This is a genomic window from Acidobacteriota bacterium (assembly GCA_016716435.1).
In the GTDB taxonomy this organism is placed as follows: Bacteria; Acidobacteriota; Blastocatellia; order Pyrinomonadales; family Pyrinomonadaceae; genus OLB17.
In genome coordinates this window covers 20,573-27,825 of record JADJWI010000006.1, presented here as the reverse complement: position 1 = coordinate 27,825, position 7,253 = coordinate 20,573, and the positions used below count along the sequence as shown (strand labels likewise).

The 7,253-nt window shown below is 55.8% G+C and carries 11 protein-coding genes and 1 pseudogene; 2 read left to right on the top strand and 10 right to left on the bottom strand.

All coding sequences use genetic code 11. From position 1 onward, the window contains the following. Positions 1–738 precede the first annotated feature (738 nt). The 8 genes and pseudogenes from IPM21_10910 to IPM21_10875 form a co-directional block, all read right to left on the bottom strand. Positions 739–843 carry a hypothetical protein gene (locus tag IPM21_10910; GenBank protein ID MBK9164393.1) on the bottom strand — a complete coding sequence of 35 codons (105 nt, stop codon included), beginning with the start codon at positions 841–843 and terminating at the stop codon, positions 739–741. 1,607 nt (positions 844–2,450) lie between these two features. Further along, positions 2,451–2,645: a hypothetical protein gene (locus IPM21_10905; protein MBK9164392.1), complete on the bottom strand. Its 195-nt coding sequence runs from the start codon at positions 2,643–2,645 to the stop codon at positions 2,451–2,453. Further along, positions 2,623–2,889 carry a hypothetical protein gene (locus IPM21_10900; GenBank protein MBK9164391.1) on the bottom strand — a complete coding sequence of 89 codons (267 nt, stop codon included), beginning with the start codon at positions 2,887–2,889 and terminating at the stop codon, positions 2,623–2,625. Before IPM21_10900 ends, IPM21_10905 begins: the two co-directional genes overlap by 23 nt. Then, a pseudogene (locus IPM21_10895) lies at positions 2,852–3,194 on the bottom strand (hypothetical protein). The gene IPM21_10900 and the pseudogene IPM21_10895 overlap by 38 nt, the downstream one beginning before the upstream one ends. 99 nt (positions 3,195–3,293) lie before the next feature. Beyond that, complete coding sequence (locus IPM21_10890; protein ID MBK9164390.1) at positions 3,294–3,560, bottom strand: hypothetical protein; 267 nt, start codon at positions 3,558–3,560, stop codon at positions 3,294–3,296. A 12-nt stretch (positions 3,561–3,572) separates the two neighbouring features. Then, complete coding sequence (locus IPM21_10885) at positions 3,573–3,884, bottom strand: PDZ domain-containing protein (protein ID MBK9164389.1); 312 nt, start codon at positions 3,882–3,884, stop codon at positions 3,573–3,575. Continuing rightward, entirely contained in the window at positions 3,881–4,705 is an 825-nt protein-coding gene (locus tag IPM21_10880; GenBank protein MBK9164388.1) for a trypsin-like peptidase domain-containing protein, read from the bottom strand. Before IPM21_10880 ends, IPM21_10885 begins: the two co-directional genes overlap by 4 nt. 49 nt (positions 4,706–4,754) lie before the next feature. Further along, positions 4,755–5,189: a hypothetical protein gene (locus tag IPM21_10875; protein ID MBK9164387.1), complete on the bottom strand. Its 435-nt coding sequence runs from the start codon at positions 5,187–5,189 to the stop codon at positions 4,755–4,757. Positions 5,190–5,487: 298 nt separating this feature from the next. Here IPM21_10875 and IPM21_10870 point away from each other — a divergent pair, with 298 nt between their 5' ends. Further along, entirely contained in the window at positions 5,488–5,742 is a 255-nt protein-coding gene (locus IPM21_10870) for a hypothetical protein (protein ID MBK9164386.1), read from the top strand. A 400-nt stretch (positions 5,743–6,142) separates the two neighbouring features. Next, positions 6,143–6,316, top strand: coding sequence for a LysM peptidoglycan-binding domain-containing protein (locus tag IPM21_10865; GenBank protein ID MBK9164385.1), 174 nt, complete (start codon positions 6,143–6,145; stop codon positions 6,314–6,316). Positions 6,317–6,366: 50 nt separating this feature from the next. Here the strand turns inward: IPM21_10865 and IPM21_10860 are convergent, their stop codons facing one another. Both IPM21_10860 and IPM21_10855 read right to left on the bottom strand, forming a co-directional pair. Beyond that, positions 6,367–6,543 carry a hypothetical protein gene (locus IPM21_10860; GenBank protein ID MBK9164384.1) on the bottom strand — a complete coding sequence of 59 codons (177 nt, stop codon included), beginning with the start codon at positions 6,541–6,543 and terminating at the stop codon, positions 6,367–6,369. A gap of 164 nt (positions 6,544–6,707) precedes the next feature. After that, on the bottom strand, positions 6,708–7,232 hold the full coding sequence (locus IPM21_10855) for a hypothetical protein (protein MBK9164383.1): 525 nt from the start codon (positions 7,230–7,232) through the stop codon (positions 6,708–6,710). Positions 7,233–7,253: the final 21 nt, after the last annotated feature.

The window sequence follows — 7,253 nt, the reverse complement described above, 5'->3', positions numbered from 1 at the left end:
AATTGACCCGGCGGAACATAGCCGACAATCAACAAGCAATTCTCCCAGCCAACGAATTAAATACGAAGTACTTGATGGGCTCATAAAGCGAAATATCCACGCGATCACGTCGTTCATTTTGCAGAATAGACGGCCAGCACGGTCGGGGTCGCGGAACGGACCGTCGATCAGATCCCCAACTGGGCTCCAGGGCTTCCGGTCTTTGGCCAGCTACGCCTTTCCCAGCGACGCCGCTCTATGAAACGGCTCGAGAAAACTTCAGCCGCCTCCAGCCAAGAAAGCACTGGCTCGACTTCGCCCCATTCGTCGCCGAATCCGCTCAAAATGACGATCGAAGAGGCTGAGGAAGAGACACTTCCAACGCGCCTAGTCGCGAAGCTACATTTGACGTAACTGGGGAAGCGATCAAAGCGATCCGCCGTAACCGATCAGAGACACGCATCGGCCATCTGGTCGCCGGCTCTTCTTCCGCGGAATCTATTTCCCGCAGATGAGCAAGCAGGCGTGGTTGGCATTTCTCTTTCGATAATCGCCGTTCGATCATCCAGCTTTCCCGCGAGGGGGTTTCGACATACTGGGCTTTCAGGCGCAGAAAGCGGGTCAGCGAAGACCGCGCGCTGAAAGCTACACGGTAATTCTCTTTACTAAGCTGACCTGTGTTTGTAGCTTGAACGCGGCCGAGAAATCCGTAAGGAGCGGCCCGCAGTCGTTCGATCGTCGCTTTGTGAACAAAACCATTCAATCGCCACTCTTCAACCCCAATTCTGCAGGTCGCGAACGTCGCTGCCGATACGGCCCGTTCCCAAGGTCGGTCAGCCGTCCGCCAGCTTCCTCCAAAATCATCTGCGGTGCACATATGTCCCAAAGCTTTGTCGGTGCGGAAGTAGGATATAAAGGTCCAAGGGTTGCTCAGCGACGGAGGATTCTGGAACAATCCCGGTTGCAGCGAGTCTAGAGGCAAAGTGTTTAGTGACAATTTTAAAACTTGTCAGTATTTAAAGATGACTCTTCACCATTCGCGAGGATTTCTCGCTTAGCCGTAGGAGATTATTTCAACCATCCCCTTCTTTCCGAGGCTCAGTTCGATGGAGTTCGGCAACGAGCAAAGCGTCTGTTCTCAATATCAGTGTCGAGATCATCGGCCGAATGGCGAGCCCCGAATTCGTAGGTCCGCTCCTGATATACTTTGAACTCCGAAGCCCTCAACTCCCAACCGACTCGCCAAGCCGCCAGAAGTTGCGTAATAGGCCATTCTTGGTAAATGCCGCAAGCAGGTTCGGTCCGGCGGCGGAGCCATCTTTGATTAACTACTTTGACTGCAGCAATACAAGATCTTATGCTTTTAGGGCAATTCCAGAAGAATGTCGCTGACTGAGCCGCGAGGCTCAACTGAAACGCCTCGAGCGTTATGTTTAATTCAACCCCGGGAACATACGTTCGCGGATAAGGACTATCCCAGACGAGTCGTGAAGGACAAAATTAATCCCCTCTCCTGGGTCCTCAAAGCTGAACATCACATCCGATTCATTCTGACCAGTGCCCTATCAGAAGTCTGATACCATTCATGGATTTCGAGTTTCGACAGAAACTGATTCGACTGGTGTCCATCTTGGTCTGTAAGGATAGTCAACGGCTGCTTTCCACCAGTCCGTACATCTGCTCGCAGTTAGGAAAGACCAAATAACATCCACCCTTCGTGACCGTAATTGGTGAATCTTGCTTGTAATAGAATAAATGGACTGAAAGTGCCGCTGATCAAATACGGGCGGGGGAACTGGTCCAATGCACCAAACCATCCATCGTCGCCCGACGTACCGACAATTTCTGTGACCCATTTCCAAAGACTTCCCGCGTTTGCTACCGAGTGCTTTCGAGTTCGCGTAGATGCCCAATCTGAGCTAACCACTGCAAGCACGTCCGTAAACTACTGTTTCAGTCTCCCCGTTAAGAGGTAACGATCGAAAAGCTAGATCAAGGTTAGAGCGGTTCTTGAACCGTACACGGCCAGAATGTGCCCAAGGGTTTATCAGGTCCGAGCCGGGTACTACCAAATATTATATACTATCCTGTCAGGGTAGCTCGTCCATACCCAGGACCCAGGCTCAAAGGAACAGCTACAACTTCGGTTTCTATCAAATTTCAATCTTTATAGACCTTATCTACACACGAATCGATATGGGAACCCGCCATTTCTGAGCCAGGAACGGATCTTCTCGATGACCGTACCCAACAACCAAATCTGATGTCCCGATTTTTTTGACAGAGTGGCGCGCCCGCCCTCCAGGTGTGCTGAACAAAGCGTAAATCGAAAGTTGAGCGAAAAAGGAGATATGCCCAAGATACGATTAGAAACGAAAAAAAATTTCATGGAAATTTCATTGATCGCTCATTCCTTTGAAACTCGATGCACCAGAAACAGTTGCTTCGGAATGTGAACTTTATCTGTCGCTTCAGGACCTGTATTTTACCACTTCTAAATTCACGCATTCGCGGGCGGACCGTTCGATGGTGGTCGCATGAACACAGCCGTTCGTCGCGACGATGCCGCCCCAATTCTGCAGGTCCCGAACATCATACCGATAAGGCGTTCCCCTAAGGTCGGTCAGCCGCCCTCCGGCCTCCTCAAGAATTATCTGCAGGCACATGTATCCCAGAGCTTGTGCGATGTGAAAGGTGAATACACAGGTCGCAGGTTTGCTCGGCGATCAGCCCGATCTTTAGCCCGACCGAGCCACGCTGCATCTCGCCTCGACACCAAATCCCGGCAAGAATCGCATTGATCTTCGGGCTGCGATGATTCCGCGAAACGGCCATCTGCATTGAAGCGAACTCGGGAGCTTTCCGGACGTCCTCAGCCGTTCGATCTTTCCTTCCGATTCCCGAACGCACCGGCATCGCGGGCCGCGACACAGGTGACGTCGCGGACGGGAAGCAGCACCACTCCGACGACCGGTTCGCCGGCGACGGCGAGCCCGATCTGTACGGCGAAGTCGCCGTCTTTTTTTACGAAGCCGGAGGTTCCGTCGATCGGGTCAATGATCCAAACCCTCTCAAGGAAAGCCTTTCAACCTGGTCAACTTCTTCTTCTGAAAGTATTGCGTCGTGGGAAAGGCATCGGCAAGCCGCTCGACGATGATTCGGCTGGCCTCGCGGTCAGCGATCGTCACGGGTTCTTCGTGGCTGTCAACACCGATCTTGCTTTCCGTCTCAAAGCCGTTGCGGTAGTGCTCGAGTGCCCGCCCGGCTTCCTGGCCGCTCGATCGCGGCGTCCAATTCCTTCTTGTACATCAATTTCAATCTAGCACAACGGACGGCGGGTTCAGAAAATGTCGATCAGTTCGGTGATGCCGCATCGCGAAGCACATCAGCGCGGCGTTCGGGGTCAGCCCATTTTGCCGGCTTCTCGTTGGTAAGCCGCGGTGCTCTGCCTCGGCCTCACCTTCGGTCATCAGGCGGGAAAGCGAGTCGCTTTCGTCGGATGCAGAACGGCTGAGTTCGCTATGGCAATGCCTGCAAACCCAGCCGAATCCGTCGTTAAAGAAATCGTTCGTTTCTTTCATCCCGAAGCGGAACTACTGCGTCCGCCGCGTCGTGCGGCCCTGTGCCGGAGGCGGCGTTAGCCGTAAGGGCAAGGTCTCGCGGCGGCCTCCGCGGAAGATCTCAACGTTGACCGTGTCGCCGAACTGCTTGCGGTCAAGCAGGCGATAGATGTCGTCGAGCGTGTTCATCTCTTCACCATCGACCGAGAGAATGATATCGCCGAGCAGGACCGAGCCATCGCCGTCGCGCATCAGCCCGCGGATGCCGGCATTTGCGGCAGGGCCGTTCGGGATGACCGAACCGACAAGCAAGCCGCTCTCGACCGGAAGACGATAGCCGCTCAACGTATTCTGCGACCGGACGAAGCTCGGCGCTCGCTTGGCCGGCGAACTTCGCCAAACTGAATGAGCTGCGGCACGATCCGCTTTGCCGTATTGACCGGCACCGCAAACCCGACGCCGACCGAGCCGCCGGCGGGCGAAAGTATCTGCGAGTTGATGCCGATCATGCGGCCGAATTTATCGAGCAGCGGCCCGCCCGAATTGCCGCGGTTGATCGAGGCATCGGTCTGGATCGCGGCGTCGATCGGCCGGTTGTTGCGGGCACGGATCGGCCGCTGAAGGCCGGAGATGACGCCGGTCGTCAGCGTGCGGTCAAGCCCGAACGGATTGCCGATGGCGAGCACCTTTTGCCCGACCTCAAGCTTGTCCGAGTCGCCAAGAGCGACGACGGTAAGGCCGCTCGCCGGCGGGTCGATCTTGATCACGGCAAGGTCGGTGTCCGGGTCGCCGCCAATGAGCTTTGCCGGAAAGACGCGGTCGCCGCCAAAATTGACGGTTATACGCTGGGCACCTTCGATGACGTGATAATTGGTGAGGATATGGCCTTGAGCATCGATCACGGACCCGCTACCGTTGCCGCGGCCTTCCTGAACATCGCCCCACCAGCTCTGCGTGTATGATGTCGTATTAATGAATGCCACGCCGGGAGCGATCGCTTTATAGACCTCGATGTTGTTTAAGCTTGAGCAGCAGATGGCGAGTTTGCCGCCAATAGCTGTAGCTAAAAAGGATCGCGGCCGTGATGCCGACCGCCGCAAAGGCGGTGACAACCCGAGGAGGATTATTTGTCGTGCTGAAAGCTGATAGACCGGTTTTGTGTTCATCTTGTATGATTTCCAAACAAAAAAATATCTTACGCATTTGATGCCAAATTCATAAAACGGCGTTGTGCGTATGGATTACGAAAATGATGCCGGATCGGTTTCCGGCAGGACGGCGATAGCCGAAAAACAGGGCGATGACGGGCTTGAAAAAGGCGAAGGTGCCGCTAACGGTCCCGTTCGAGACCATTCCGGCCGCGGTCAGGCCGGTCAGAAGATGAATTCCCATCAGCCCGACGTAAAGCACCAACGCGATCGCGACGCCGACCTTCGCGATCCGGTAATAGCCCCATTTCAACAGGACGACCGCCGCAATAGCCCCACTGCGAGTTTCCCAGAGAGGAATGCGATATCGCTTATATTGAGCAATTCCGCCATCAACCGGTTTCCTTCTTCGGCAACGCCGTTTCGTACTTAGATCAGCGTCAAGAAGCGCATCTAGAAGATTCAGTCCGAAAAGCAGGAACGTTTCGCGGACGAGGTACATAATATTGGCGCTGGAAAACGAGGCTTAAAACCTCGGCCCTCAGAACAAACCCCGGCTTATCGGGCCGGGGACTCGGAGCGGTGTGAATGAATCGAACTTCAGTTGTCGTTCACACAAATACGCAATCCGAAAAGTTTCAGAAAACTCCCGACAAAAATTCACATCGCATCAACGGATATCTGGTAAAATACCTCTTATCCGAGAATTGTTCAAGGAATGCGGCCGTGGCATTTGTTGGAGGGAAAGCCTACGACATGCGGCGGCCTTTCTGGGAGGAAACTATGAAGAAAAATTGTGAATGGAACTTTGCCGCAGGCGTAGCGGCGATGATGCCGTTTGGCCCTCGGCACGGATGTGCTTGCGCAGCGTTCGCAGACGTTTCGAGGTCGATGCCGGAACACGTTTCCGCGTGCGGATGAACGAAACGCTTAGCTCGAAAACGGCGCGCGTCGGAGACAATTTTACCACCACCGTCCGGGAGCCGGTCTATTCGACAAATGGCGTTGTCGTTATCCCGGTTGGGAGCGAGGTCATTAGCGGGTTGATGCTGTAAGGAAGGCCGAACGCGGCGGCGACCCCGCACGATCGACGTCAGCTTTACCGAAGAAACTGCCGAACGGAACAAAGCGGGCGATCAACGGCTCGCTTACAGATCGTCAGCGATGACGCCAAGAGCGACACCGAAGGCACAGCAAGCGGCGACAAGATGAAGAATCGCAAGATCATCTTCATCGGCGGCGGTGGTGCTGGCGGTGCTGTGCCTGGGCGGCGATCGGCGGCGGCAAGGGCGCTCTGATCGGCGGAATAATCGGAGGCCGGAGCCGGCTTGCTGGGCGAGCGGCTAACAAAAGGCGAAGATGCCGAGGTCAAATCGGGAACTGAGTTCGGGGTTTACCTGAACCGTGCGATCTCGCTGCCGCGGTTCACCGAGGTCGGCACCGAGGAGGGCCGGTATGAAGTTCCGCCGGCGTGCGAGGACCTATATTGTTCGGCCGGGCGATACGCTCGGCTCGATCAGCCGCCAGTTCTACGGAACCTCGGCGCGGTATGGACATCTACAACGCCAACCGCGACCGGCTTTCGAGCCCGAACAGCGTACTGTCGGGCAGACCCTGATCATTCCGTAGGTTTCGGTCGATTTAAATTAAAGAAGGCCGGGTTTGTCGCCCGGCCTTTCTCAAGTCCCCCATGTTTCTTTTTCCTCTTCGGCCCCGAGCGATCTGAGCCGCTCGACGACCCGTTTTATCAGCCACTCGGGCGTTGAGGCACCGGCTGTGACGCCGACCGTTTTCACGCCCGCAAGGTCATCGGGGTTGATGTCGTCCTCGGTCTCGATCAGAAACTCTTCTCGCAGCTTTCTTTACAGACGCCGTGCAGCTTTACGCTGTTTGACGAGTGAGTCGCGCCGATTACGTAAAAGCATCGACCATTCCGAGAGTGCACGGGCAGCGTCTTGCCGATCGCGGGTCGCGGAGCAGATGGTGTTGACCACCTCGACCTCGTCGTCGGTCCTGGTCTTTACGGCCTCGGCGGTGTCGAAAAATGTTTTTGCCTTGATGGTCGTTTGTGAGACGACGAGCGGATTGCGAAGCCACGGCAGCGTAGCAACCTCGGTCTCGTCTTTGATAATGAAAGCGTGGTCAGGGCGTACCCTTTGACGCCGATCATCTCTGGGTGGTCGGAACTGCCGACGATGACGACGTGGCGGTCCTGTGCGGCCGCTCGCGAGGCCAAGCCGCTGAACGCGGGTGACAAACGGGCAGGTCGCATCGACGACCTTGCCGGCCTGCTCTCGAGTGCCTTCTGAACATCCGGCGTAACGCCGTGGGCGCGGATAACGGCAGTCTCGCTGCGGGTGATCTGCACCGGCTCGCTGATGGTCGCGACGCCTTCGGTGGCCAGCCGCTTCATCTCCTGCTCATTATGAATGAGCGGCCCGAGCGTTCTCACCGTCTCGCCCTTCTGGACAGACTCCTCGACCATCTCGACCCCCGCTCGACCCCCAAAGCAAAATCCGTATTCGTCCGCAATTAGAACTTTCATACCCATTGTATTCGCCGGCAC